This window comes from Brevibacillus sp. LEMMJ03 (genome assembly GCF_007197875.1).
In the GTDB taxonomy this organism is placed as follows: Bacteria; Bacillota; Bacilli; order Brevibacillales; family Brevibacillaceae; genus Brevibacillus; species Brevibacillus thermoruber.
Map to the genome: position 1 here is coordinate 125218 of NZ_VKJN01000008.1, position 24373 is coordinate 149590.

General features: G+C 61.2%; 23 protein-coding genes. 6 read left to right on the forward strand and 17 right to left on the reverse strand.

Translation table 11 applies throughout. The features are described 5' to 3' along the window. Window positions 1–32 precede the first annotated feature (32 nt). Window positions 33–518 (forward strand): GNAT family N-acetyltransferase, encoded by a 486-nt coding sequence (locus tag FOI68_RS12190; protein WP_143863334.1) that lies wholly within the window; start codon window positions 33–35, stop codon window positions 516–518. Window positions 519–554: 36 nt separating this feature from the next. Here the strand turns inward: FOI68_RS12190 and FOI68_RS12195 are convergent, their stop codons facing one another. Then, window positions 555–872, reverse strand: coding sequence for a hypothetical protein (locus FOI68_RS12195; RefSeq protein WP_143863335.1), 318 nt, complete (start codon window positions 870–872; stop codon window positions 555–557). An 866-nt stretch (window positions 873–1738) separates the two neighbouring features. On the opposite strand from FOI68_RS12195, the gene FOI68_RS12200 reads away from it, so the two are divergent. Continuing rightward, entirely contained in the window at window positions 1739–4270 is a 2532-nt protein-coding gene (locus FOI68_RS12200; RefSeq protein WP_143863336.1) for a cadherin-like beta sandwich domain-containing protein, read from the forward strand. Window positions 4271–4457: 187 nt separating this feature from the next. Here FOI68_RS12200 and recG read toward each other — a convergent pair whose 3' ends face one another. From recG to FOI68_RS12230, 6 genes are all read right to left on the reverse strand, one after another. Next, complete coding sequence (gene recG, locus FOI68_RS12205; RefSeq protein WP_029100077.1) at window positions 4458–6512, reverse strand: ATP-dependent DNA helicase RecG; 2055 nt, start codon at window positions 6510–6512, stop codon at window positions 4458–4460. Beyond that, the gene (gene sdaAA, locus FOI68_RS12210) at window positions 6509–7396 is read right to left on the reverse strand and encodes an L-serine ammonia-lyase, iron-sulfur-dependent, subunit alpha (protein WP_044899490.1); all 888 of its coding nucleotides are present in this window, start codon (window positions 7394–7396) and stop codon (window positions 6509–6511) included. The genes recG and sdaAA overlap by 4 nt, the downstream gene beginning before the upstream one ends. Window positions 7397–7426: 30 nt before the next feature. Next, on the reverse strand, window positions 7427–8092 hold the full coding sequence (gene sdaAB / locus FOI68_RS12215; RefSeq protein ID WP_143863337.1) for an L-serine ammonia-lyase, iron-sulfur-dependent subunit beta: 666 nt from the start codon (window positions 8090–8092) through the stop codon (window positions 7427–7429). A 131-nt stretch (window positions 8093–8223) separates the two neighbouring features. After that, entirely contained in the window at window positions 8224–9078 is an 855-nt protein-coding gene (locus tag FOI68_RS12220) for a DegV family protein (protein ID WP_035294950.1), read from the reverse strand. A gap of 36 nt (window positions 9079–9114) precedes the next feature. Then, window positions 9115–10809 carry a DAK2 domain-containing protein gene (locus FOI68_RS12225; protein WP_029100073.1) on the reverse strand — a complete coding sequence of 565 codons (1695 nt, stop codon included), beginning with the start codon at window positions 10807–10809 and terminating at the stop codon, window positions 9115–9117. 13 nt (window positions 10810–10822) lie between these two features. Next, window positions 10823–11188 (reverse strand): Asp23/Gls24 family envelope stress response protein, encoded by a 366-nt coding sequence (locus tag FOI68_RS12230; RefSeq protein ID WP_029100072.1) that lies wholly within the window; start codon window positions 11186–11188, stop codon window positions 10823–10825. Window positions 11189–11438: 250 nt separating this feature from the next. On the opposite strand from FOI68_RS12230, the gene rpmB reads away from it, so the two are divergent. Then, window positions 11439–11627 (forward strand): 50S ribosomal protein L28, encoded by a 189-nt coding sequence (gene rpmB, locus FOI68_RS12235; RefSeq protein ID WP_081656570.1) that lies wholly within the window; start codon window positions 11439–11441, stop codon window positions 11625–11627. 244 nt (window positions 11628–11871) lie between these two features. Here rpmB and spoVM read toward each other — a convergent pair whose 3' ends face one another. From spoVM to FOI68_RS23790, 5 genes are all read right to left on the reverse strand, one after another. Next, entirely contained in the window at window positions 11872–11955 is an 84-nt protein-coding gene (spoVM, locus tag FOI68_RS12240) for a stage V sporulation protein SpoVM (protein WP_035286689.1), read from the reverse strand. 447 nt (window positions 11956–12402) lie between these two features. Next, window positions 12403–12969: an energy-coupled thiamine transporter ThiT gene (gene thiT / locus FOI68_RS12245; protein ID WP_035294954.1), complete on the reverse strand. Its 567-nt coding sequence runs from the start codon at window positions 12967–12969 to the stop codon at window positions 12403–12405. 238 nt (window positions 12970–13207) lie between these two features. Beyond that, entirely contained in the window at window positions 13208–13930 is a 723-nt protein-coding gene (locus FOI68_RS12250) for an amino acid ABC transporter ATP-binding protein (protein ID WP_029100069.1), read from the reverse strand. Next, a complete protein-coding gene (locus FOI68_RS23785; RefSeq protein WP_029100068.1) occupies window positions 13923–14579 on the reverse strand; it encodes an amino acid ABC transporter permease in 657 nt (218 codons plus the stop codon). Before FOI68_RS23785 ends, FOI68_RS12250 begins: the two co-directional genes overlap by 8 nt. Before the next feature lie 30 nt (window positions 14580–14609). Then, complete coding sequence (locus tag FOI68_RS23790) at window positions 14610–15428, reverse strand: transporter substrate-binding domain-containing protein (RefSeq protein ID WP_221935120.1); 819 nt, start codon at window positions 15426–15428, stop codon at window positions 14610–14612. A gap of 309 nt (window positions 15429–15737) precedes the next feature. On the opposite strand from FOI68_RS23790, the gene FOI68_RS12260 reads away from it, so the two are divergent. The 3 genes from FOI68_RS12260 (at window position 15738) to FOI68_RS12270 (ending at window position 18842) form a co-directional block, all read left to right on the forward strand. Continuing rightward, the gene (locus FOI68_RS12260; RefSeq protein WP_143863338.1) at window positions 15738–16868 is read left to right on the forward strand and encodes a M20 family metallopeptidase; all 1131 of its coding nucleotides are present in this window, start codon (window positions 15738–15740) and stop codon (window positions 16866–16868) included. 54 nt (window positions 16869–16922) lie between these two features. Beyond that, complete coding sequence (locus FOI68_RS12265) at window positions 16923–17357, forward strand: RDD family protein (RefSeq protein WP_143863339.1); 435 nt, start codon at window positions 16923–16925, stop codon at window positions 17355–17357. Between the two features lie 126 nt (window positions 17358–17483). Next, entirely contained in the window at window positions 17484–18842 is a 1359-nt protein-coding gene (locus tag FOI68_RS12270; protein ID WP_143863340.1) for a TrkH family potassium uptake protein, read from the forward strand. A gap of 54 nt (window positions 18843–18896) precedes the next feature. On the opposite strand, the gene rpe is transcribed toward FOI68_RS12270, so the two are convergent. From rpe to rlmN, 5 genes are read right to left on the reverse strand one after another with little or no spacing between them, the layout of a single operon-like run. Further along, entirely contained in the window at window positions 18897–19544 is a 648-nt protein-coding gene (gene rpe, locus FOI68_RS12275; RefSeq protein ID WP_143863341.1) for a ribulose-phosphate 3-epimerase, read from the reverse strand. Further along, complete coding sequence (gene rsgA / locus FOI68_RS12280) at window positions 19538–20428, reverse strand: ribosome small subunit-dependent GTPase A (RefSeq protein WP_143863342.1); 891 nt, start codon at window positions 20426–20428, stop codon at window positions 19538–19540. The genes rpe and rsgA overlap by 7 nt, the downstream gene beginning before the upstream one ends. 18 nt (window positions 20429–20446) lie before the next feature. Beyond that, window positions 20447–22402, reverse strand: a complete 1956-nt coding sequence (gene pknB / locus FOI68_RS12285) for a Stk1 family PASTA domain-containing Ser/Thr kinase (protein ID WP_143863343.1) — start codon at window positions 22400–22402, stop codon at window positions 20447–20449. Window positions 22403–22407: 5 nt separating this feature from the next. After that, entirely contained in the window at window positions 22408–23169 is a 762-nt protein-coding gene (locus FOI68_RS12290) for a Stp1/IreP family PP2C-type Ser/Thr phosphatase (RefSeq protein ID WP_029100060.1), read from the reverse strand. 4 nt (window positions 23170–23173) lie between these two features. Beyond that, window positions 23174–24244, reverse strand: coding sequence for a dual-specificity RNA methyltransferase RlmN (rlmN, locus tag FOI68_RS12295; RefSeq protein WP_044899481.1), 1071 nt, complete (start codon window positions 24242–24244; stop codon window positions 23174–23176). Between the last annotated feature and the right edge of the window lie 129 nt (window positions 24245–24373).

Genomic DNA, 24373 nt, shown 5'->3' on the forward strand with positions numbered 1-24373 from the left:
AAACCCCGACCGATCAGAAAGGAGAATCGCCCATGAGCGTTCAGCTTCGGCCAACCCGTCCGGCCGACATACCGTTTGTGTACGAGACCGAACACGCGGCGGAAAATCGCCCGTTTCTCCTTCCATGGACGGAGGAACGGCACCGGCAGGCCCTCGCCCATCCAGACATCCGCCACCTGATCGTGGAGGAAACGGAGAGCGGCAGAGCGGTCGGCTACGTTATCATCGCCGGGCTGACCAACCCGCACGGCAGCATCGAGCTGATGCGCATTACGATCTCCGCGAAAGGGAAAGGATACGGCCGCCGGGTCCTGCGGCAGGTCAAGCGCTGGGCGTTTGAGGAACAGCAGGCTCACCGCCTCTGGCTGGACGTGAAGGAGGAAAACGAACGGGCCCTGAACCTGTACCTGTCCGAGGGATTTGTCATCGAAGGCAAACTGCGGGAATGCCTGAAAACCGGCGAACGGTACGAGTCGCTGCTCGTCCTGTCGATGCTTTCGTCCGAGTACAGGGACTGACGCTGGGAAGCAGCCATCCGCCTTTTCCCTGCCTGATCAAGCATGCGAAGCGGCCAGGACCCCGAAACCATCATCCGCCCTTCGCTCCTTGCCGGACAAACGGGACAAACGGGAATTACACGCGCAAAAGAGACGTGAAAAGCCGTACTGAAAATCGTTCTGAAACATTACAATGTTGGTAACGATCAAGGCTTTGGCTTTGGCCCGTCCTTGGTCGCGCAGCACATCCAGAAAGGAGTTGACATGACGTTGCGACACATCAGGATGACCGCAGGTTTGCCTCCTTTCGCCCGTGTTTTTCTCGTTTCCCTGTTGGCCTTGTTTCCCTTTTTCAGCGCTCCTCCGCCCGCTCATGCCCAAGCCTCGATCACGATCGACTCGCACGCGAACGGAGATCAAATCAAAGCGGGAACCATCCGGGTGTCCGGCACATACGTGGACGGTGCGCGACGTTCCTGGACAATCCGCTTAGAAATGGGCGGCAAAACCAGGGGGCTCCCCGCTTCGGGAGTCTAACTCTGTATCCGATTCGGCGGGGGAAGCGCCCGCCCGGAATGAAAGTCGGCATTCCTGCCTGATCCTCCGACATGCGCGGCCGATTTGCCTCGGACGCGTATGAAGCTCGGTGAAGCGCGGCGTCTTTGCTTCGGACAAAGGTGCCGGGGGGCCATAAAGCTGCTATGCCCAGGAGAACGCCTCGGCGTTGGCACGAATCCTCGGAAGAACGACCCGTCCGGCGGGGACATGTCGATCCCCTCCTCCCCGCGTTGCGCGGGGCAGTCGCGGAAGGAACTTCGTCCGCGTTCCTTCTGTTCCACTCCGGTAAGGGAATGGAGTTCCCCCGCCCTTCCGACTGCGGGCGGGTGAACGGCTGACGGGTCAGAGAGGAGGGCTACGGCAGCAGATGCAAGGCTAGGGTACAGGGAACGTCGGAACTTCGGACGAAGATGCCAAGCGGGGCAAACCGCGATGCTTCGAAACGGCAGGAAATGGCCGTTGCATCCGAAGGACAGCAGCCCGTAGTAGCGAGGAAGCAGGGTAATGCCTGTGGAGCGAAGGGGCATAGCCATGCGCTCCGCTGGGGAGAACATGGCGGAACGCCGTGTGCGGTGAAAGCCGCATGCACGGTGTGACGTGGGGGAAAAGGGGATCCGCACGATGCGCGCCCCGCGCAGGCGAGGACGCACCCTTACCTATCACGGTCGTACGAGCTAATGCTCGTGATCAACGCCGAGACACTCGCAGACGTTCACACGGACGATCCTGACGGAGACGGATCCGGCACGTGGTACTGCGACATCGACGCCAGCCGGTACGACGGACCCGTCGAGATCGCCGTGAAAGGCTGGGACGCGGGGACCCGCTACGGGGTCTGGTCCCCATTTGTCACGCTGCAGGTGGAGAATCCCGCGGCCAGCAAACCGGTCGTCACCATCGACAGCCCGGCGGATGGCACACAGGTGGACGGGGCGGTGATGATCGAAATGTCGGTGCAGGCGAAAAACCCGCTCTCCTCCGTGGAAGTGAGGATCGACGGAGGGAGATGGCTCAAGGCCAAGGCAGACGGTTCCAGCGGCCGCTACAAGTACCTCTGGAAGCCGCCGGCCGGAGCCTCCGGAACGAGCCGGATCGAAGCGCGGGCCAGCGACCGCCGGGGAAATGTCGGCACCAGCCTGACCACGTACGTCCGCCTTGGCGGCGCCGCAGCCGAACCCGTCACCGTGGAACCGCAGGACCGGGCCATCTGGATCTGGGAAAAAGCGTCGTACAACCTGTTTTACAACGACGGCTCCAAGGAGGTGCTGGACGCCCTGGCGCAGGACACCGCCACCTTCCAGTCGGATCCCGTCACGACGTTTTACCTCGGCATCGACCAATTGTACGGAACGCACGTGATGCGGGAAGCGCCCGAGAAGGTGCGGGCGTTCGTCTCCTGGGCCCACTCCAGGGGGTACAAGGTGCACGCGACCATCGCGGGCGGAACGATCCTGCCCTACATGGGCGCGTACAGCCGCTACCACGAGATCGCCGTCCGCACGATGGAAGACGTGATCAACTACAACCTCTCCGCCGCTCCCGACGAACGCTTTGACGGCGTCAACGTGGACATCGAGCCATACATTCTGCCCGATTTCAAAACCGCCCAGCCTTCCGTCCAGATTCAGTACCTGGACGGTCTCTCCAAGATGATTCAGCGAAGAGACGCTGCCGGGATCAACCTGCCGTTTGGCACCGTGATCCCCAGATGGTACGATTCAGCCGCCCAAGCGCAGAACATCCCCTGGAGGGGAACGGCGACATGGCTGTCCGAACACGTCCAGAACATCAGCGACTACGTTGCCATCATGGACTACCGGGACACGGCCGACGGATCGGCCGGCATCATTCAGGGAGCGCTGGGAGAACTGGCCTACGCCAATGCCATTGGCAAGCCCGGGTCCGTCGTGATCGCGGTGGAGACGCTGGACATCGCCGACGGGGGCGATCCCGAGACGATCACCTTCCGCGAAGAAGGGCGCACGCACATGGAAAGCGAACTGGACAAAGTGTACGCGGCAGTCGGGAGCGATCCGGCTTTCGCCGGCATCGCCATGCACCACTACGATCCGCTGCGCCAGCTCCCCTCCGACTGGGGGCCGGACCGGATCACGTGGGAGCCGCCGGCCGACGACAGCCCGCCTTCCGCTGTGAGCGTCCGGCCGACCGCCGCCGCGTTTGATCACCAGCGGATCGACGTCACCTTTGGCCGCGCCTTTGACAACACGGAAGTGGAGGAATACTACGTCTACCGCAGTACCGACAGCGGGTTTGAACCCGACGAGTCCAACCTGGCGGGCAGTACGAGAGGCCTCCTCTTCTCCGATACGGGGCTGTTGCCCAACACCACCTACTACTACAAGGTGGCCGCCGTCGACGTGAGGGGCAACCAGGGCCCCGCCTCGGACGAAACGTCGGCCGTCACCGGCGACACGCCGCTCGCGCCGATGGTCGTGCGCGGCATGGAGATCACCCATACCGGCACCAGCGCCAAGGTCAGCCTGCGGGTCGTCGACAGGGAGACGAACGCTCCGATCCCGGCCGCCATTGTCCACGGCCGGTTCGCGTACGGAGCCGGAAAGTTTGTGGACATCGTGACGGATGCGGACGGCATGGCGTCGGCCACCTCCGAAGCGGTCGCCGCCGACCGGCAGGTGGACTTTATCGTGCAGCGGATCACCGCCCCCGGATACTACTGGGCGAAAGCCTACGACGTGCGGGAGCCGCTGTCGGCATACGACCAGCAGGCGGAGACGCCGTCGGTACTGCCGGAGGAGGAGCATGCCGTCGACGGGCCGCATCAGGAGGGCAGCGCCGTCGACGGGCCGCATCAGGAGGGCAGCGCCGCCGACGGCTCGCGTCAGGAAGGCAGCGCCGCCGACGGGCAGCCTGGGCATTCCCTCGCCGGACTCCTCGCGCTGACGTTCGGCCAGGGCGAGTTAAGTCCCGTTTTTTCTCCGGACATCACCCGCTACACGCTCACCGTCGAGCGAGATGTAAGCGCTGTCAACATGACGGCTGCCGCTGCCCCGGAGACGGCGGTCGCCGTAAACGACGTGCCGCTGTCCGCCGAGCAGCCGTCCGTGGAAATTCCGCTGGACACCGACGACACGACGGTCGTGATCGCGGTCACCCCGCCGGGCGGCCAGACCGTCACCTACACGGTCACCGTCGTGCGCCAGGGGGCAGAGGCGGCCGCTCCCGCGGGTCCATAAATCCGCCGGTCCGTAAATCCACCGGTCCTCCTAAAAGAGAAAAAGCCTGCCGAGGGCAGACTGGGCAGGCTGCTGCGAGCGGCGCACTTCCCGGGTGAACGCCGCGGGACTGGCGCAACCACGGGCGGACAACGCCAACCCACCTGACCGCTTGCAGGCAGGTGGGTTGTGTGCCGCGCAGCCCGATCTAATCGAACACGATTCCGTCCAGCACGCCCTCGCGCTTCAAGTAGCCGCGCAGCCACGCGTACTGGTCGTCCCGCCAGAACCGCTCGTCCTCCACCAGGCGGGCCGTTTCCTGGCGGGCCACCTCCAGCGCCTTGTAGTCACTCAACAGATCAGCCACCTTGAACTCCGGCAGGCCGCTCTGCTTGGTGCCGAAAAAGTCGCCGGGACCGCGCAGCTCCAAATCGCGCCGGGACAGCTCAAAGCCGTCCGTGGTTTCGCACATGACGCGCATCCGCTCTTTGCCGATCTCCGTCTTGGGGTCGGCGATCAGGACGCAGTAGGACTGCTCGGAGCCGCGGCCGACACGCCCGCGAAGCTGGTGCAGTTGGGCGAGGCCAAACCGCTCGGCGTCGTAGACGATCATGAAGGTGGCGTTGGGCACGTTTACCCCTACCTCCACCACTGTCGTGGAGACGAGCACGGCGTACTCGCCGGCGAGAAACGCCTGCATCACGGCGTCCTTTTCCTTGGCGGGCAGGCGGCCGTGCATCAGGCCGATGCGGTATTCGGGAAAATACTGCGTGAGTTGGGCGTGAACGTCAATCGCGTTTTGCACGTCCAGCTTTTCCGACTCTTCGATCAGCGGGCAGATCACGTACGCCTGCCGCCCCTTGCGCAGCTCGCCGCGCATCTGCTCCAGCACGAGGTGAAACTGCTCGTGCTTGCGCCAGGTGGTTTCGATCGGCTTGCGGCCGGCCGGCATCTGATCGATCGTGGAGACGTCCATATCGCCAAAGGCCGTGATCGCCAGCGTCCGCGGAATGGGCGTCGCCGTCATGAAGAGCACATCCGGGGACAAGCCCTTGCTGCGCAGGATGCGCCGCTGCTCCACGCCGAAGCGGTGCTGCTCGTCGGTGATGACCAGCCCCAGGTTGCGGAAAAAGACGTCTTCCTGGATCAGCGCGTGCGTGCCCACGACGACGTCGATCAAGCCCATCTGCAGGGCGGAAATCACGTCCCGCCGCCGCTTGGTCCCAAGCGAGCCGGACAAAAGCGCCACCTGGATGCCGTGCGGGGAAAGCAGTCCCGTGAGCGACTGCAGATGCTGCTCGGCGAGAATCTCCGTCGGCACCATCAGCGCTCCCTGATAGCCCGCCTTGACAGCGGCAAACAGGGCGATGGCGGCCACCACCGTTTTCCCCGAGCCGACATCCCCCTGCAGCAGCCGGTTCATCGCGTAGGGGGAGCGCATGTCGGCAAGGATCTCCCTGACGACCCGCTTCTGTGCGTCGGTCAGCGGAAACGGCAGGGAGGCGACGAACCGGCGCACTTCGTCCATCGGCACGTCCAGCGCCCTGCCCTCCGTCTGCTGCCGGGTGATGCGTCGCAGCGCCTGCATTTTCAACTGGAATAAAAAGAGTTCTTCAAACATGATCCGGCGACGCGCCTGCCGTCCGTCCTCGGCGCTCCTCGGAAAGTGAATCGCGTGAAACGCCTCCGCCCGCGGCATGAGCCGGTAGCGGGCGATGATGTCGGCGGGCAGGATCTCCGGAATCTCGGTCCCGTACTGCTTGAGCGCCTGCTGGATCGCCCTGCGCAGGAGCGAATGCGTGACGTCGCCGCCAAGCGGGTAGATCGGTGCCAGTTCGCCCCGCTTTTGCGCCCGGTCGGAATCCGCCTCCGTCATTTCGCTCACCGTGATCTGCAGCTTGTGCCTGTCCCATTTGCCGGTAACGAGAATCTCCTTTCCGGGAGACAGCCGGCTTTTGACAAACGTCTGGTTGAACCAGACGGCGGTCACCACCACTTTGTCGATGACCAGCTTGACCGCGATGCGAGACTTTCGCCTGCCGTAAAAACGAACAGAGGGTTCGCCGTACACCGTCCCCTGCAGCGTCACCCTCTCCCCGTCCTTTGCTTCTGTCACGTCGCGCACGCGGTAATCTTCATAGCGGGAAGGGAAATACTCCAGCAGGTCGCCCACGCTGTGTATGCCCAAACCGGCCAGCGCTTTTGCCCGTTCCTCGCCTACCCCGTGCAGAAGCGAGACGGGCGTTTGATACACGTCCGTCATTTTGCATCCAACCGCACGCCGAAAATCTTGGCTTCGATTTGCCGGCCCGTCTGGGTGGCGGCCAGACCGCCCTGCGCCGTCTCCTTCAGCGCGGTCGGCATGGAACAGCCGATGCGGTACATCGCTTCGATCACCTCATCCGTGGGCACGACGCTCTTGATCCCGGCCAAGGCCATGTCCGCCGCCACGGTCGCGATGGCCGCTCCCATCGCGTTGCGCTTGACACAGGGGACCTCCACCAGTCCGGCCACGGGGTCGCACACCAGACCGAGCATGTTTTTGAGCGCGATCGCGACAGCCTGAGCCGACTGCTCCGGCGTGCCGCCCGCCATTTCCACGATCGCCGCCGCCGCCATCGCCGTCGCCGATCCTACCTCCGCCTGACAGCCGCCGGCGGCGCCGGAGATGAAGGCGTTGTTGGCGATACAGTAGCCGATCGCTCCCGCCGTAAACAGGAAGTTGACCATTTCTTCGCGGCTCGGCTTCAGCCTGTCGGAGACGGCAAACAGCGTCCCCGGCACAATCCCGCACGCCCCCGCCGTCGGCGTCGCCACGATCGTGCCCATCGCCGCGTTTACTTCGTTTACGGCCACCGACATCGACACTGCGTTCAAGAGGGTCGGGCCGGAGAGAAACGGCTTGGTCTTCATGTATTCCTGCAGCTTCTTGGCGTCGCCGCCGGTCAACCCGCTGTGGGAGCGGATATCTTCCGTCAGGCCGCGCCGCACTGCCTTTTCCATCACGTCCAAATTGGCGTACATGTCGTTTAAGATCGCCTCCCGGCTGCGCTGGGAGACTTCCATTTCCGCCTCGATCATCACCTGGGAGATCTTTTTCCCTTGGGATTCCGCCAATTCCACCAGTTCGGCCACATTGCGAAACATGTTGTCGGGTTCACTCCTCTTCATCCCGCTTCAGCCAAGCGAAAGCAGGGAGACGTCAAAGATGTGGGGAATCTGCCTGATCTCGTCCAGCACCTGCGGCGATACCACCGCGTCGGTCTCGATCGCCATCAGGGCCCGCGAACCGCGGTCGTGCCGGGAGACTTCCATGTGGCCCACGTTGATGCGGTGCTGCGTCAGCACCTTGGCCACGCCGGCAATCATGCCGAAACGATCCTCGTGAAGCACCATCAAGGTCGGGGTGTCAAAGCCAAGCTGAAAGGAAAAGCCATTGATCTCCGAGACTTCGATTTTACCGCCGCCGATGGAAATGCCGACTACTTCGATCTCCTGATCGTCGTCGGCCAGCCGGATGCGGGAGGTGTTGGGATGGCCGGTCAGCTCGTCAGACGTCTTCACCTGTACGTCGACGCCCAGGTCTTTGGCAATCCTGAGCGAATCCTTCAGGCGCAGGTCGGACGTCTCGAAGTCGAGAATGCCGGCCACCGTCGCCACGTCCGATCCGTGTCCCTTGTACGTCTTGGCAAACGAGCCGTAAAAGGTGATCTCCGCCCGCTTCGGCTGACGGCCGAACAGCTTCCGGGCCACGCGGCCGATGCGGGCCGCGCCGGCTGTATGGGAACTGGACGGTCCGACCATGATCGGACCGATAATGTCAAACACGCTTTTGTATTTCACCCGGTTCTCCTCCTGAATGGCAAGGGGTCACATCAGCAAGATTCACTCTCATTGTATCGTACCACTTTCGAAAGCGCTACATGAAGGGAAAGTGAAAAACCTCCCTGAACTGCTCAGGGAGGCTGTCGCCTTTACGCTTTTATCATCATGACGGCTAATAGACCCGGTCCCGCGTGGGTGCCGACGATCGGGCCAATTTGCTGCAGGTAGGCATCGGCCACGTTGAACTCCTGCTTGATCCGCGCCAACTGCTCCGCCGCTTCGTCGGGGATCGCGCTGTGCAGCACGGCCACCTTGACCGGATCGTCGCCGGCGTACTCCTTCAGCGTCTCCATGACGCGCGCCAGCGCCTTTTTCGTCCCCCGCACCTTGTCGTACGGTGCGACGTACCCGGCCGGGTCCAGCGTGAGGATCGGCTTGATGTTCAACAGCGAGCCGATCAGCGCCGACGCCTTGCCGATCCGGCCGCCTTTTTGCAGGTATTCCAGCGTGTCGACGATGAAGAAGACCCGGACCTCATCCAAAAAGTGGTCGATCATGTCCAGGATCTGCTGCTTGGACTTCCCTTCCCGGGCCGCCCGGGCCGCCTCCACGCAGATCATGCCGTAGACGAACGACGCCTTGCGGGAGTCGATCACCGTGATGTCCGCCTGTTCCTCCAGCATCGACCGGGCAATCAGCGCGGACTGGTACGTGCCGGACATCGCTCCGGACAGCATGATGGCAATAATCTGGACGTCTTTGCCGTGCGTGTCGATGATCGCCTTGTACGCCTCCACAAAATCGAGCGGCGACGGCTGCGACGTGGTCGGCAGCGTCTCGGACTGCTTCAGCTTTTCGTAAAAAGCGGAAGCGGTAATGGTGACCCCGTCCGCGTAGGTCTCCTCGCCAAACATCACCTTGAGCGGCACGGACACGATACCGAGAGACTCGCGCAGCGATTGATCGATGTCCGATGCGCTGTCGGTCAAAATCACGATAGACATTTCGCGCAAAACTCCTCTCACAGCACACGGCTGCGGTTATTCCACGGAGAAGATGAACGGGTAGAGCGGCTGGCCGCCGACGAGGATTTCCACTTCCACGTCCGGATGCGCTTCAGCCAGCGCCTGCTGCAGTTCTTCGGCCTGCTCCTCCCCGGCCCCTTCGCCCAGAAAAACGGTCACGATGCCCGTCTCTTCGTCGACGAGACGGTCCAAAAGCGCCTTGGCGCTCTCCAGCAGATCGGTGCCGGCGGTGACGATTTCCTTTTCGGCAATGCCGATAAAATCGCCTTCCTTGATCTCCACATCCCCCATCCGGGTGTCGCGCACGGCGCGGGTGACCAAGCCGGTCTTGACCTGGCCGATGGCGGCGGTCATCGCCTGGGTGTTGGTTTCCAGGTCCGCTCCCGCGTTGAACGCCACCAGTGCGGCCATCCCTTGGGGAATGCTCTTGCTCGGAATCACGGCCACCGGCTTATCCGCCAGCGCGGCAGCCTGCTGGGCGGCCATGACGATATTGCTGTTGTTCGGCAGGATGATCACCTGCTTGGCGTGCAGTCCCTCCACCGCCTTGACGAAGTCTTCCGTGCTGGGGTTCATCGTCTGGCCGCCTTCCACCACGACGTGGACGCCCATGCTGCGGTAAATCTCGGCGATGCCGTCTCCGGCGGCGACGGCGACCAGGCCGTAGGGAAGGGGCTCCGCCGGTTGGGCTTTCGCTTCACTCACCTTTTTCTCCTCTTCACGGAGGATGTTGGCGTGCTGCTCCCGCATGTTTTCGATCTTGATCCGATGCAGGCTGCCAAACTGCTGGGCGTACTGCAGCACGCTGCCCGGGTGTTCGGCGTGTATATGTACCTTGACGATTTCGTCGTCGGAGATGACCAGCAGGGAATCGCCCATCTGGTCCAGTTGATGGCGGAAGACCGTTTCCGAAAACGGCTTTTTGTTCGGTTCCGTGCTGTTGACCAGCCGGATCATGAACTCCGTGCAGTAGCCGAACGTGATGTCCTCCGTTTTCAGGTGCACCTGCGCGCTGTGCTGCTCGTGCACCAGTTCGTCCAGATTGACCTGTGCAGCGGATCGTTTGGACTCTGCCTCACGCTCTTCCGCCGTCTCGCCGCGCAGGGCGCGGAGAAAGCCCTCGTAGACGAACAGCAACCCTTGGCCGCCCGAGTCGACGACCCCCACTTCCTTTAGCACCGGCAGCATGTCCGGTGTGCGCAGCAGCGCAGCCTGCGCCTGTTCGTAGGTTTTTTCCATGACCAGCAATACGTCGTCTGTGGCGCGCGCCGTGCGAACGGCCATCTCCGCCGCCTCGCGGGCAACGGTCAAAATGGTGCCTTCCACCGGCTTCATGACTGCCTGATAGGCGGAATCCACCCCGGCCTTCAACGCCTCGGCGAACTGGCGGGCGCTGATCACGTCTTTTCCGCTGACCGCTTTGCTGAAGCCGCGGAACAACTGGGACAGAATGACCCCGGAGTTCCCCCGAGCGCCCATCAGAAGCCCCCTCGCCAGCGCGGCGGCCGCCTCTCCGATCGACGCCGATTCCCTGCGCGACAGCTCCTCCACTCCTGACGTGAGCGTCAAATTCATGTTTGTCCCCGTATCGCCGTCCGGCACCGGAAAGACGTTTAATCCATCCACCACTTTGGCGTTGCTTGACAGCAGCCTGGCCCCCAGATGAACCATCCGGCTAAACAGCACGCCATCGAGACGCGTATGTACCAACTGATGTTCCTCCTTACGAATCCCTGTCTGTACGGACTCCCTGTACATAGATATTAACCGCAGCCAAATCGACGCCAACCAACTGTTCCAGCGTGTACCGGACGCGCCGCTGCACGTTCCCGGCCACCTCGGAAATCTTCACGCCGTAGCTGACGATGATATGCATGTCCAGTACCACTTCACCGTTCTGGTTGTGGACGACGACGCCTTTACTCAGATTGTCCCGCCCCAACAGTTCGGCAATTCCATCTTTCAGCGCCTTCCGGGAAGCCATGCCGACGAGGCCGAACACTTCCATGGCGGCGCCCCCGGCAATCCGCGCAATTACTTCTTCTGCAACGTCAATTTTACCCAGAGGTGTGCTCATTTCCACTGTCATGCAAGGACTCCTCCTTTTTCAACGGCGTCGCCGTTCTAGTCAGGCACGTATATACCATGCTTCTCCCAATTCTACACCATGAAAAGCGAGAAATGAAGCGTTTTGTCGAACGCGGCGGGGAAAAGCGGAAGCCGGGCTTTTCCTCATGTCAAGTATTGCAATTGACAGGGGGGTGTGCTACTATAAGCAAGTGTTTGTATTTCTCACACCGGGTATCCCGTTTATATGCAGCTAAGGGAGGTGGATCGCAATGGCACGTCGCTGCTTTGTAACTGGCAAGTCTGGCAAAGCTGGAAACGCTCGCTCCCACTCCATGCGCGCTACTCGCCGCAAATGGGGTGTTAACGTTCAAAAAGTGCGCATTCTCGTAGATGGAAAACCGAAGCGCGTTTACGTCAGCACCCGAGCGCTGAAATCCGGTCTCGTAACCCGCGTGTAACGCGATACGGGACAACGCGAAAAAAAGCACCCGCGAGGTGCTTTTTTGCTTTTTCCCTGCTGTTTTCCCAACCCCTGAAAGCGGGTCGCTGCCTGCTCGCGCGTCGACCGCCCTGCATGAAACGTCCCGGAAACGACTGACGCACCGCCGCGCGCGCCCGCTTCCGGCCTCCCCTGCATGAACAGCTTCCCCGGGCCGGCTTCTTCCGAGGGCGCCGTCAGATGTGTGCACAGCGATGCCGCCGTCACTTTTTCCGGTTGAACGCCTCAATGACGGCGCGAATCATGCCACCCAGGAACTTCGGCAACTTGATGGTGTAGAACCGCATGCGTACCCCTCCTTACCGAAATTACTTCACGTGATACAGATACCAGCCAGCCCCCACGAGGCCCAATCCCAACAGGCTATACCAAACCCACGGAGGTGCCGTGTACAGGAAAATGGTGATCCCTCCGACAGCCAACGCAACCCCGAGAACACGTCGCAAGGCGCCCCCCTGTCGCAGGCGAAAGGAGCGCAATCCCATTTACTGCCGCACCTCCTTCAGGCGTACTGTTCAAACGTGCATATTACATCATATTCCGCCGTGGGGCAAACATGTGTCTCCCGGTGTCGAAATGAAAAAAATTCAGGCAACGCATTGCTGCCTGAATACCATATGCGGATGGCTCCGCCGATATGACCCTTTTTTCGCCCGTGTACGAAAATGGGCGCGGCACGCCGCCTCGTTCCCGCCGAGACGGCAGCCGAAACCCGTCTGACTCCTGGCGCTCCCTTACGCCATCCGCCTCCGTTCCCCCGCCGGAAACAGCAGGTGCGGCGCGCTGGTCAGCACCACCGTCAGCACGATGCCGGCAATGATCATCTCCGGCAGCAGATAGGTGATGTTGTAGAGGAACGAGTAGAGCGCGACCGGCGTCCCCTCCGGTGCGTATTGGCCGAACCAGACGATGCCGGAGATGAAGTGGCAGACAAACCGTCCGATCACGCCGACAAACAGGGCGCTCCACAGCGCCGCAATCCGCCTCGTCGCCCCCTGCAGACCGGACAGCGGGATCACGCCGGACAGTCCCAGGGCGGCAAACGCCAGCGGGTAGTCGAGCAGCACCTGAACGGGAGCAACGATCGTGCCCCCCAGCAGCGTTTGCAGCAGCCCGACGATCAAGCCGGTCACCACGCCCGGCAGAATCCCGCGCCGCACCGCGATGAGGGCGATCGGCACCATCACCAGGGAGACGGACCCTCCCTGCGGCATTTCCAACACCTTGATTTCGCTGAACACAACCGCAAGCGCTGCCATCATTGCCATTTCCAGCAAGACGAGCAGTCGTTGTCGAGCCATGCGCGTTCACTCCTTTTTACCCGAAGTACCAATGGAAAAAGACGGAAGCCAAAGAGCGGCTGCTGCTAATTCTAACGGAAGCTGTCCGGTCTGTCAAAATCGAGAGCAGAGAAAAAGCCGCGGAGCGCTTCTGGCCCCGCGGCTTCGTCCCTTGCGTCATGGTGTGCCCCGCTGTGTTTGCCCTCAAGCGGCGACATCGTCTTGAACACGGTTTTTGTCCGGGACAGCCTCTTGTCCCTCACAGCATTTTTTCCAGGAACTGTTTGGCCCGCTCGCTGCGTGGACTGGTGAAAAACTCCGCCGGCGGCGCCTCTTCCACCAGCCGTCCCCCGTCGAGGAAGCAGATGCGGTCGGCCACTTCCCGGGCAAAGTTCATCTCGTGCGTGACGATCGCCATCGTCATGCCGGAATCGGCCAGCCCTTTCATAACCTCCAGCACCTCTTTGACCATCTCCGGGTCGAGCGCCGAGGTGGGCTCGTCAAACAGCATGATCTCCGGCTCCATCGCCAGCGACCGGGCGATGGCGACGCGCTGCTTCTGCCCGCCGGACAGCCGCGCCGGAAAGACGTCCGCCTTGTCGGAGAGGCCGACGCGGGCCAGCAGGTCCCGGGCCTTGGCTTCGGCCGCCTCCTTGGACACGCCCTTCACCTTGACCGGCGCGTAAGTCAGGTTGTCCAGCACGGTCATGTGCGGGAAGAGGTAAAAGTGCTGAAACACCATGCCGATTTTTTGCCGGATCTTCATCACGTCCGCTTTGGGAGCGGTAATCTCGTCCCCGTCGATGAAGATGCTGCCCTTCGTCGGGGTCTCCAGCAGGTTGATGCAGCGCAGCAGCGTCGATTTCCCCGAACCGGACGGACCGATGATCGCCACCACGTCGCCGCGGCCGATCTCGGTGGAGATGTCGTGCAGGACGTCGAGCGACCCGAACGACTTGCTTACGTTTTGAATCTTAATCACTGCGTCTGAGCCTCCTCTCCAGACCGTGCGCCAGCCAGGTGAGCAGCATGACCATTACGTAGTACAGCGCGCCGGCAATCAGGTACGGCTCGAAGTAGCGGAAGATCGTTCCCTTCACGATGTTGGCGTTCTGCATGATGTCGGCCAGCCCGATCGTGGAGACCAGCGCCGATTCCTTCAACAACGCGATCGTTTCGTTCACCAGGGCGGGCAGGATGTTCTTCAGCGCCTGCGGCAGAATGATGTCGATCATCATCTGCCGGTACGGAACGCCAAGCGCCTTGGCCGCCTCCCACTGCCCCTTGTCGACAGCCAGAATCCCTGCGCGGATCGTCTCCGAAATGTACGCGCCGGAGTTGAGCGTAAAGGTGAGCACGGCCGCCTCGAATTTGGAAATGTTATAGCCGAATATCTGCGGTGTCGCAAAATAGATGAACGTCAACTGCAGAATCAGCGGCGTGCCGCGAAACACCGAGGTGTAGGCGACCGCCAGCCATTTCAGTATGCGAATGTTGGAAATCTTGATCAGCGCCAGAATCGAGCCCCAGATAAACCCCAGCACGACCGAGAGGAGCGTTACCTGTAATGTGACCTTTATCCCGTTCAAGATAAACGGGATATAGGGCACAATTTGTGCAAAATCAAACATGCCCGTTTTCTACTCCTTGTCAGGGCCCGGTTATTGGCCGAACCACTTCTTGATCAGCTTGTCCATCTCGCCGTTTTCCTGCATCTGTTTGAGCACCTTGTTGAAATCCTCCACGTACGGAGAACCTTTCGGGAAAGCGACGGCGGAACCGTTCTTTTCGGCTTCTGGCATCGTGGTGAACTGGAGTCCCGGATTGGCGTCGATGTACCCCTTGGCCACGGTGTCCTCCAGGATCGCGGCGTCGACGCGTCCGGTTTTTACCTCTTCGATGATTTCGCCCGTCTTGTTCAGCGAGACGATTTCCAGCCCCTGGATCGTCTTGGCCAGTTCCTTGGCCGCTTCTTCCTGAATGGAGCCGGTCTGCACGGCCACTTTTTTGCCGGCCAACTGCTCCGGCTTGGTGAGCTTGCTCTCCTTCTTGGCGACAATCGAGTTCTTGGCGTCGTAGTAGATGACGGAAAAGTCCACGTTTTTCTGCCGTTCCTTCGTCGGCGACATGCCCGCCATGACGAAGTCGGCGCGCTTGCTTTGCAGCGCAGGGATCAACCCGTCAAAGTTCATGTCGACCACCTGCACCTCGAAGCCCAGTTCTTTGCCGATGTGCTTGGCGATGTCGATGTCAAAACCGACGATCTCGTCCTGGCCGCTGGACAGGTCGTGGAATTCATACGGCTTGTAGTCGGCCGACGTGGCCATGATCAGCGTTTTCTTTCCGCCGGAGGAAGCTTGTCCGGCCGGCTGTTCCCCTGCGGGCTGCGCGCCGGGCTGGCTGCCGGTGCCGCATCCCGCCAGTACCGCTACCGCCAGCAGCGTGGAGACGGCGAGCGAAAACAAGGACGTCTTTTTCATCGGAATACCCCCTAGACATGATGTGAGTAAAGTACCTTCGCTTGCCATGGATCATTGGCTGCGGAAGTGCCAAGCTGCCGGCTGCTTCTCCGACAACTTATATTTATTCATCATAATGCTTATTTTAATCATAACCGAAACAATTTCAACTAAATTTTATTTATCATGCAGCAGCAGGCGGTGTGATTCGGTTTTCCGCCGCGTCCGGACGTCCTCTCTGCTTTTTTTCGGAAACGCGGCCGCCCGCTCTGGCAGTATTCTTCCCCACGATGTATCATGCAGGTGGAAACCGTTAGGAGGAGGGCGTGTATGAACACGAATTGGACCGAATATTTTCGCCGGCTGCTGCCGGATGTGCTGGAAGAACTGCGCACCTACGTGGAAATGGAGACACCCACGCACGACAAGGCGGCGGTCGACAGACTCGGGGCGTACATCACGGCCCGTTTTCGCGAACTGGGCTGCCGCGTGGAGGCGATTCCACAGCGCGAATACGGCAGCCAACTGCGCCTGGAATACGGAAGCGGCCGGGAACAGGTGCTCGTTCTCGGCCATTTTGACACAGTCAAGGAGATCGGCACGCTCAACCGGGAGCCGTGGCGCATCGAGGACGGCAAAGCGTGGGGACCCGGCACGTACGACATGAAGGCGGGAATCGTGTTCAGCTATTTTGCCCTGCGCGCGATCATCGAAGAAAACCTGCCGCTGGCAAGCAAGCTGGTCTTTTTCTGGAACACGGACGAAGAGGTCGGCAGCCCGTCCTCGGAGGCGCTGATCAAAGAAGAAGCGAAGCGGAGCAAATGCGCGCTGGTGCTCGAGCCTGCGGCGGAAGACGGGTCGTTGAAAACCAGCCGCAAAGGCGGCGGCGATTTCGTGTTGAAGGTAAAAGGACGGGCGGCCCACGCCGGCAACGACCACGCCAAAGGCGTCAACGCCATCGCCGAGCTGGCCCATCACGTCCTCGCCGTCCAGTCCTGGACCGATTACGCCGCGGGCACCACGCTCTCCGTCGGCACGATCAAGGGGGGCACCGCCTCCAATGTCGTACCGGACAGCGCGGAAGCCGTGGTAGACGTGCGCGTGAGCACGTCGGCCGAAGCGGAACGGATCAGCCGGCTGATGCGCTCGCTCTCCCCCGTCCTGCCCGGCGCCGAGCTGGTGGTGGAGGGGAGCATCAGCAAACTGCCGATGGAACGGACCGGCGAGACGGAACGCCTCTTTCTTCACGCCCGCTCGCTGGCTGCCCTGGAGGGGCTGGACTTGACCGAGACCGGCGTCGGCGGCACCAGCGACGGCAATGTTGCGGCAGCGGTCGGCACGCCCACGCTGGACGGACTGGGACCTGTCGGCGACGGGGCCCACGCTCCCCACGAACACGTCGTGATTGACGCCATTCCGCAGCGGATCGCGCTGCTGCTGCGCTTGTTCACCACCTTGTAATATTTTCATGATTCTGCATATAATGGAAAGATGATCAATAAGGAGGTGAGCAACATGGAAACGGTCAAACCGCTGCCGAGCAACCCGGTCGGCTTTTGGGCCCGACTGGGAGCCAACCTGCTGGACGGACTCATTTTCGGAGTTCCTTTGCTTTTGATCAGCTACTGGATTACGGGAAATTGGTCAGGCAATCTTGTGACCAATCTGATTTCCACACTCTACTCGCTTTTGCTCCCGGTCCTCTGGTACGGCTACACGATCGGCAAAAGGATTGTGGGCGTGCGCATCGTCAAGGTAAACGGCGAGCCCGTCGGCATCGGCACGATGCTGCTGCGCCTGGTCGTCGGGATGTGGATCGTCTACGGCCTGACGTTCGGGATCGCGGCGATCATCAGCGCAATCATGGTCGTCGTCCGCGACGACAAGCGGGCGATCCACGACCTGATTGCCGGCACCTACGTGACCTCCAACCAACCGTCAGCCTTGTAGAAAACAAAACAACGCACGGCAGGGCCGGGACGGCATCTTCGCTGTCCCGGCCCTCTTTTGGGCATTGCGAACCGCCCTCCCATTCGATATGATAGTCCGTATGATGTTTTACGGGAGGCAGTTGCTTTGGCTTTGACCGACAAACGACGTCGTTTCAGTTCCGTACAAATTATTGTGCTCTTTTACCTGAGTGCCGTGCTGATTTCCACCCTGCTTTTGATGCTGCCGTTCTTTCACCAGCCCGGCGCCCGGCTTACGTTTATCGACGCGCTGTTTACCGCGTCAAGCGCCATCAGCGTGACGGGTCTGACCGTGATCGCGATTCACGAGGTGTTCAATCACTGGGGGATTCTCCTGCTCACCCTGCTCTTTCAGATCGGCGGCATCGGCATCATGACGCTGGGAACGTTTTTCTGGCTGGTTCTGCGGCAGCGAATCGGGCTGGAACAGCGCAAATGGATCGCCACCGACCACAACCGCCCCACGCTTGCCGGTCTCGTCTCCCTGATGCGCAGCATTCTCCTGCTCGCCATCTTCATCGAGCTGGCCGGAACGGTCATGCTGGGGAGTTACTTTTTGTCGGCAGGGTACCACGACGATTGGTACTCGGCCTATTTTCACGGTTTTTTCGCGTCGGTCAGCGCCTTCACCAACGCCGGATTTGACATCTACGGAAGCTCGCTGGTCGGCTTTTCCCACGACTACGTGTTCCAGCTCATCAACATGGTCTTGATGGTCTTGGGGGCCATCGGCTTTCCCGTGCTGGTCGAGGTGAAGGACTACGTCGCGCATCGGCGGCTCAACCAGCGGTTTACCTTTTCGCTGTTTACCAAAATCACCACGCTGACCTACTTGATCCTGAGCGTGGCGGGCACCCTGTTTTTCCTGCTCTTTGAATGGGACGGGTTCCTTACGGACAAGAGCTGGCACGAATCGCTTTTTTACGCGCTGTTTCAATCGCTCTCCACACGCAGCGCCGGCTTGACGACGATGGATGTCAGCCTGCTGTCCACGCCGACGCTGGTCATGCTGTCCGCGCTGATGTTCATCGGGGCCTCCCCCAACAGCGTGGGGGGCGGGATCCGGACGACCACGTTTTTTGTCATGATCGCCACGGTGGTCTCCTACATGCGCGGCCAGAAAGACGTCAAGGTGTTCGGCCGGGAGCTGGAGCAAGACGACATCATGCGCTCCTTTCTCGTCTTCTTTGTGGCCATCAGCCTGGTCTTCGCCGCGATCGTCCTGCTCGTCTGGATCGAGGGGCTGCCCATCCAGCAGGTCTTCTTTGAGGTGTGCTCGGCGTTCGGGACGACCGGAATGTCCATGGGGATTACATCCGAACTGAGCACGTCCGGCAAACTGATCCTGATCATCGCGATGGTGATCGGCCGGATCGGGATTGTCAACCTGCTGCTCCTGCTGAAAAAGGACGAGCGGCAGATTCGCTACCACTATCCGAAAGAACGGGTCATCATTGGACAGTAACCAAACGACAAAAGCCATCCTCATGATGAGGATGGCTTTTTGTTGCGGTTCGGGTCAGCCGCGAATCGCCGCGATGGCCTGCGCGCGGTCGGCCTGGTTGAAGACGGCGCTTCCGGCGACGAGCACCGTAGCCCCCGCTTCCTCGCAGAGGCGGGCCGTCTGCGCGTTGACACCGCCGTCAATTTCAATTTCCACGTGGTCCAATCCGCGCTCCTCCAGCATCCGGCGCAGCTCTTTGATTTTCGGCACGACGCTGTGAATGAACTTCTGGCCGCCAAAACCGGGGTTGACCGTCATCAGCAGCACCATGTCCAGATCCTCCAGCACCGATTCGATCGTCACCAGCGGGGTGGCCGGGTTGAGCACAACCCCCGCCTTTACCCCCTGCTCCTTGATCAGGTACAGCGTGCGGTGCAGATGGCGGCACGCTTCCTGGTGAACCGTGATCCAGTCCGCGCCGCTCTTGGCAAACTGCGGGATGTAGCGGTCCGGCTCTTCGATCATCAGATGCACGTCCAGGGGCAGCTTGGTCACGGGGCGGATCGCCTCCACGATCAGCGGTCCAATCGTGATGTTGGGAACAAAGCGGCCGTCCATCACGTCGACGTGAATCCAGTCGGCGCCGCCCCGCTCGACGTCGCGAATTTCTTCGCCCAGCCGGGCAAAGTCGGCGGACAGGATAGAGGGTGCGATTTTTACCATGGCTTGTTCCTCCGTTGGTATTCTTTCAGTTCCTCGCGAAATTGCTTGTAGTGTTCGTAGCGCTCGGCGTCCAGCTCGCCCGCTTGCAGTGCCGCGAGGACGGCGCAGCCGGGTTCGCTTACGTGCAGACAACCGCGAAACTTGCACGGGACGCCCAGCGCACCGAAGTCGCGGAACGCCTCCGCCAGGTCGAGCTCGTCGATGCCGATAAACTCCAGGGAACTGAAACCGGGGGTGTCCGCCACGTACCCCCCGCCGGGAAGCGGGATCAGCTCCACGTGGCGGGTCGTATGCCGGCCGCGCCCCAGCTTCTGGCTGACGTCGCCGGTCTGCAGGCTGATGCCGGGAAACAAGGCGTTGATCAGCGAGGACTTGCCTACGCCCGACTGGCCGGCGAAGACGGAGATGGAGTCGCGCAGCGCTTCGCGGAGAGCTTCGACGCCGCGCTTGTCCAACGTGGACGTGGGGATGACGCGGTAGCCGATCTTCTCGTATTTGCGCACGACCGCTTCCACGTCATCGTCCGCTGCGAGGTCCGCCTTGGACAGCACGATCACGGAATCAATCCCGGCGTGCTCCGTATGCACGAGAAACTTGTCCAGCAAAAACGGACTGAACGCCGGCTCCACCATGGAAAAGACGAGCACGGCCTGATCGACGTTGGCGATGGGCGGGCGAACCAGCTCGCTCGTCCGTTCGCCCACCTCCATCACGTACCCCTCGCCGTCGCTGATGACTTCGTACACCACCCAGTCGCCGACGAGCGGATTCACTTTCGCCCCTTTTTTCTTGAACAGTCCCCGGGCCCGGCACTGGTAGACTCGATCCCCGTCGGCCACGTAGTAGAATCCGCTTAATGCTTTCACGATCCGTCCTTCTGGCATCCATGTCCCCCCAACTGCTTATGGCACACTGTCGTAGGTGATGGTGATTTTCTGATAATCCGGCACCCCGTTGCGGTACACACGGATCACGGCGTTTTTCTGCGGCGACAGCACAACCGGCACGTCGTAATTCTTGCTCTCGGTGATTTTTTCATCGACGACAACCTGATTGTCGCCGCGCGCGTCGCTCACCGTAATCTTGACCGACACTTCTCCCTCGCCGTCCAGCACCTCCATGTAGATCGGCTGGGAGGCGAACCGGGCTTCCGCCGGATATTGGCCGTTGCTTACGATCAGCGGAATCGCCGTTCCCTTGGTCACCCGGGTGCCCGGCTCGTAAGGCGAAGGCATGCCGATGACAATGCCCGGCGTGTCCGTATAGGCCGGTTCCTGCCTGATGTTTTGCTGGTCGACCAGAAGCCCCTTCTTGAACAGCTCGATCTGGGCCTGTTCCAGGGACTTGTTGCGCACGTCCGGAATGGTTACCTGCGGCGGTCCCGTGCTGATCTCCACCCGCACGTCGGTCTGGTTGGGAACGACCTTCTCGTCCGCCGGCGGGAACTGGTCGATCACATGGCCGGCCGGCACCTTCTCGTCCTCTTTTTCCACGAAGGTATTGTCCGTGATGGCAAACCCTTTTTCTTTCAAAGCCTCTTCCGCTTCCTCCCGACTCAGGTTGACGAGGTTGGGCATCTCCACGGCTTCCTGCCCCTTGCTGACGTAGATCGTGACGATGCCGTTTTCCTTCAGCCGCATCGGCGGCGCCGGGTCCTGCCGGATCACGATGTCCTTCTCCACGCTGTCGTTCGGCTCGTAGACCACCTGCGGGACCAGTTTGGCTTCGCGGATTCTCTGCTCCGCCAGGGTGCGGTGCGTCCCTTCCACGTGCGGCACCTGCACTTCGGGCACAGACGGGAAGAGGTTTACCACCAGGTTGAACCCGAGAAAGGCCAGAACCATGAACAGCCCGATCGCCCCGACCCACCCCGCCGGTTTGACCCACCATCGGCGCCGCTGCGGGGTTTCTTCCTCCTGCCGCTGCTGCCCGGCCTGCCCCTGACGTCCCTGGCCTTCCAGCATCTCCGGCGTGATGGCCGGATACACCTTCGTCTGCTCGTCGTCTTCCGGGAATTGGATCTTCTCCTCGTCAAGCCGCTCCGGCAAGAGGCAGGTCTCCAGGTCCTCCAGCATCTCCCGCGCGGAGGCGTAGCGCAGTTGCGGGTCTTTTACCAGCGCTTTGAGAATGACGTTCTCCACGCTTTGCGGAATGTCCGGATTGACCTGCCGCGGTTCGGGCAGGGGTTCCTGCAAATGCTTCAGCGCGACGGAAATCGGCGAATCGCCGGAAAACGGCAGTTGGCCGGTGACCATTTCGTAGAGCACAATCCCCAGCGAGTAAATGTCCGACTTTTCCGCCGTCACGCCACCGCGGGCCTGCTCCGGCGAAAAGTAGTGGACCGAACCGAGCACGGCGTTGGTGTGCGTGATGGTGGTGGACGTCACCGCACGGGCGATGCCGAAATCGGTCACCTTCACCCGTCCGTTTTTCCCGATCAGGATGTTGTGCGGCTTGATGTCGCGGTGGATGATCTGGTTTTGGTGGGCGTGGTCCAGCGCGTCGCAGATTTCCGCAGCAATCCGCACGGCCTCTTCCACCGGAAGCGCTCCGTGGCGGTTGATCAGATCCTTCAGCGTCGAGCCTTCCACGTACTCCATCACCATGTAGTGGGTGTCCCCGTCCTGCCCCACGTCGTACACGCCGACCACGTTGGGGTGAGACAAGCTGGCCACCGCCTGCGCCTCCCGCCGGAAACGGGTGACGAAATCTTCGTCCGTTCCGAACTGCGAACGCAGCACTTTGACCGCCACCTGACGGTTCAGGACCAGATCCTTCGCCTTGTACACGATGGCCATTCCGCCCCCGCCGATGCGGGCTTCCAGTTGGTATCGTCCCCCCAGTCGTTGACCTTCCATCTCGCTCACCCCTCTCTTTGGCCGGTGACGGGCTTGGGTCTGTTGCGAACGGCTACCAGTGTGATGTTGTCCTCGCCGCCCGCCTCCAGGGCGTGTTCGACCAGACCGTCCACCTGTGCCTGCAGCGATACGGGACGCTTCAGCCACTCCACCATCACCGAATGATGTACTTTGTTGCTCAACCCGTCAGAGCACAGCAGCACCACGTCGCCCTCCGACCAGTTGAACTGTCCCAGGTCGATGCGCACGTCCGGCTCCGTGCCGAGGGCGCGCATCAACACGTTGCGCTGAGGGTGAACCGAGGCTTCCTCGGCCGTGATTTGGCCGCTTTTCATCAGTTCGTGCACGAGCGAGTGGTCTTCCGTCTTCAACTGCAGACCATCCGCGTTGAAATGATACAGCCGGCTGTCGCCGATGTGCGCCGTCACGCCGCCGGTCTCTCCCAGCAGCGCGGCCACGATCGTCGTCCCCATGCCGCTGCACTCCGGGTGCTCCTGGGCGTACCGGTACACTTCCTCATTGGCCATGAGGAGCGCGTGCATCAGCCGCTCGCGGGCGTCTTCCCCGCTCAGTTCGCTGTCCAGATGACGCAGTTCTTTTACTATTCGCTCAACGGCGAGGCGGCTGGCGATATCGCCAGCCTGGTGGCCGCCCATGCCGTCGGCGACCACGGCCAGAACGCGCCCGTTCAGGTCGGCAATGCAGGCGAAGTAGTCCTCGTTGACCTGACGGACGCGGCCGACATGTGATTTCATCGCAATTTCCATGAGATCACCCCGCGGTTTCCTTTGCGTATTGTGCCCGGAGCTGTCCGCATGCGGCCGCGATGTCGCTGCCGTGCTCGCGGCGGATCGTCACGTTGATCCCTCTCTCCTCCAAAATGCGTTTGAACCGGAAGATTTCGTTGCGCGGGGTACGCACGTAATCGCGCTCCGGCACGTAGTTGACCGGGATCAGGTTGACGTGGCAGAGCATGTCGCCGATCAGGTCGGCCAGTTCTTCCGCGTGCTCGGGCTGGTCGTTTTTCCCTCCGAACAAGCCGTACTCAAAGCTGATGCGGCGTCCCGTCTTGGCGATGTAGTAACGGCAGGCCTCCAGCAGTTTCTCGAGCGGGAAGCCCCGGTTGATCGGCATCAGCTTGGTTCTCAGCTCCGTGTTCGGGGCGTGCAGGGAGATGGCCAGGTTCACCTGGCCTCCCTTGTCCGCAAATTCGTAGATCTTGGGCACGATTCCGCTGGTGGAAACGGTGATGTGACGGGCCCCGATGTTCAGTCCGCGGTTGTCGTTGATAATCCGCAGGAAGGCGATCAGGTTGTCAAAATTCTCGAACGGCTCGCCAATGCCCATGACGACGACATGGCTGGCGCGCTCTCCTTCTTCGTCCAGCTTCCGCTGGGCCATCAGCACCTGGGCGACGATCTCGCCGGCGTCCAGATTGCGCTTCAGACCGCCCAGGGTGGAGGCGCAGAACGTGCAGCCGATGCGGCAGCCCACCTGGGTGGTGACGCAGACGCTGTTGCCGTAGTTGTGCCGCATGATCACCGTCTCGATCGCGTGGCCGTCCGCCAGTTGGAACAGGAACTTGACGGTTCCGTCCTGTGACACCTGGCGCGTAATTTCCCGCAGCGGATCGATGCGGAAGGTTTCGTTCAGCTTTTGCCGCAGATCCTTGGACAGGTTGGTCATCTCGTCAAACGAATGGACGCGCTTGACGTACAGCCAGTCAAAAATCTGCTGGGCGCGAAACGCCTTGTCTCCCGCCCCGACGAGCCACTCTTTCAACTCGTCCTGGGTCAGGCTGTAAATGAGCGGTTTTTCGCCCGTATACGATGAAAATGGCATTTGTATGTTCACATCCTCAAGTAGTGGCATAGCGAGAAATCATCATTCTATCATTGTACCTTGCATCGCGCGCCGCATCAAACAGGAAATGGCGCGAACCGCGCAATATGCGTCGCTTTTCCTAGTGTA